General features: G+C 70.0%; 3 protein-coding genes. All 3 read right to left on the minus strand.

The window, feature by feature from the left end; genetic code table 11:
- A partial coding sequence (locus tag GUY61_RS42055; protein ID WP_398958412.1) for a thioredoxin family protein occupies window positions 1–192 on the minus strand: 192 nt, incomplete at its 3' end.
- Window positions 143–1,192: a permease gene (locus tag GUY61_RS38065; RefSeq protein WP_166634855.1), complete on the minus strand. Its 1,050-nt coding sequence runs from the start codon at window positions 1,190–1,192 to the stop codon at window positions 143–145. The genes GUY61_RS42055 and GUY61_RS38065, both read right to left, overlap by 50 nt.
- A gap of 2 nt (window positions 1,193–1,194) precedes the next feature.
- On the minus strand, window positions 1,195–1,533 hold the full coding sequence (locus GUY61_RS38070) for a helix-turn-helix transcriptional regulator (protein ID WP_166634856.1): 339 nt from the start codon (window positions 1,531–1,533) through the stop codon (window positions 1,195–1,197).
- Window positions 1,534–1,705 lie beyond the last annotated feature (172 nt).

Consider the following 1,705-nt stretch of genomic DNA (forward strand, 5'->3'; position numbering starts at 1 on the left):
ATCGGTGACCTTCTCGATCCGCGCGTCCAGGCCGAGGGCCTCCACGGCCTCGCGGGTGACACGTTCGAGGGTGACGCAGTTGGCACAGCCGGGGCCGAGCACCTTGATGATCACGTCAGGATCCTTTCGTTCTGTGGGAGGTTCAGGCGAGGAGGAGGTTGAACAGGTAGCCGACGCCGACGATCCCGGCACCGACGACCGCGACGAACGCGGCGAGCAGCGGGGGCCTGAGGACCCGGCGGAGCAGGATCAGCTCGGGCAGGGAGAGAGCGACCACGCTCATCATGAAGGCGAGCAGGGTTCCCATCGGCAGGCCCTTGTCGTGCAGGGCCTGGACCAGCGGCATGATGCCGGCGGCGTTGGAGTACAGCGGTATGCCGATGGCGACGGCGACCAGGACGCCGAAGACGTTGTCGGATCCGGCGTAGGTGGTGAAGAAGTCCTCCGGCGCCCAGCCGTGGATGACGGCGCCGAGGCCGATACCGACGAGCAGGTACGGCCAGATCTTGCGGAGGATGCCGGCGACTTCCTCGGCGCCCATCTGGATGCGCTCGGCGAAGGTGAGGCCGGCGGTGGAGTCGATGCTCTGCCCTCCGAGCTTGGTCTCGAACACGAACGGTTCGACCCACCTCTGCACCCCGAGCCTGCCCAGGGTCCAGCCTGCGACGATGGCCACGGTCAGGCCCGCGCCTATGTAGAGGGCGGTGGTCTGCCAGCCGAACAGGCTGAAGATCAGGCCGATGGCGATCTCGTTGACCAGCGGGCTGGCGATCAGGAAGCTCAGCGTCACCCCGATGGGCACGCCGGCGGCGACGAAGCCGATGAAGGCGGGCACCGCGCTGCAGGAGCAGAACGGGGTGACGACCCCCAGCCCCGCGGCCATGACGTTGCCGACGCCCTCGCGCCTGCCGCCGAGCAGTGCCCGCGTGCGCTCCACGCTGGCGAAGGAGCGCAGCACCGTCACGACGAAGATGATCCCGGTGAGCAGCAGGGCGATCTTGACGGTGTCGTAGAGGAAGAAGTGGACGGTCTCGGTCAGGCGGGCCTTCGGGTCCATCCCGGCCGCGTCGTAGAGCAGCAGGTCCCACAGCCGGCCGTTGGTCCAGTACGCGGCGGCCCAGGCCGCGGCAGCGGCGGACAGGGCCAGCCCGCGTCCCCCGCGTGTGGTCGGCAGCCGCTCGGCGATGCTCATGATCACGCCTTCTTCGGGTGCGGTGCCCGGGGCAGGGCGGCCTGCAGGCGGTCGAGGGCATCGTCGGCCAGCGCGTAGTCGATCCACCGGCCGCGCCGGCTGCTGGTGACCAGGTTCGCCTCGCGGAGCACCTTCAGGTGGTAGCTGAGCAGGTTGGCCGGGATCGGCACGTGTTCCTGCAGGTTGCACACGCACGACGGCTGCTCGGCGAGCCGCTGCAGCACCGCCCAGCGGACCGGGTCGGCCACGACCTGCAGCAGCGCCACCGAGGCGTCCGCGTCGGCGGCCTCCGGCCCGGCGGACGAAGCGTGATCCACTTCAATCCCAATTGAATCAACCATGCTTGAAATGTAATCCCGGCGCGCTCCCCCGGTCAAACAGCAGGAGGGACGGCGGCGGGCGCGGGCTCGACCCGCCCTTCTGCGCCACGGCGCCGGCTCCGCCCGGGCAGGCGGCAGGAGTGCGCCGACGTCGGGCAGAACGCCGGGGCGGGGCTTCGGGGTCTCGGTAGGC

It is taken from the genome of Streptomyces sp. GC420 (assembly GCF_009916105.1).
Taxonomy (GTDB): Bacteria; Actinomycetota; Actinomycetes; order Streptomycetales; family Streptomycetaceae; genus Streptomyces.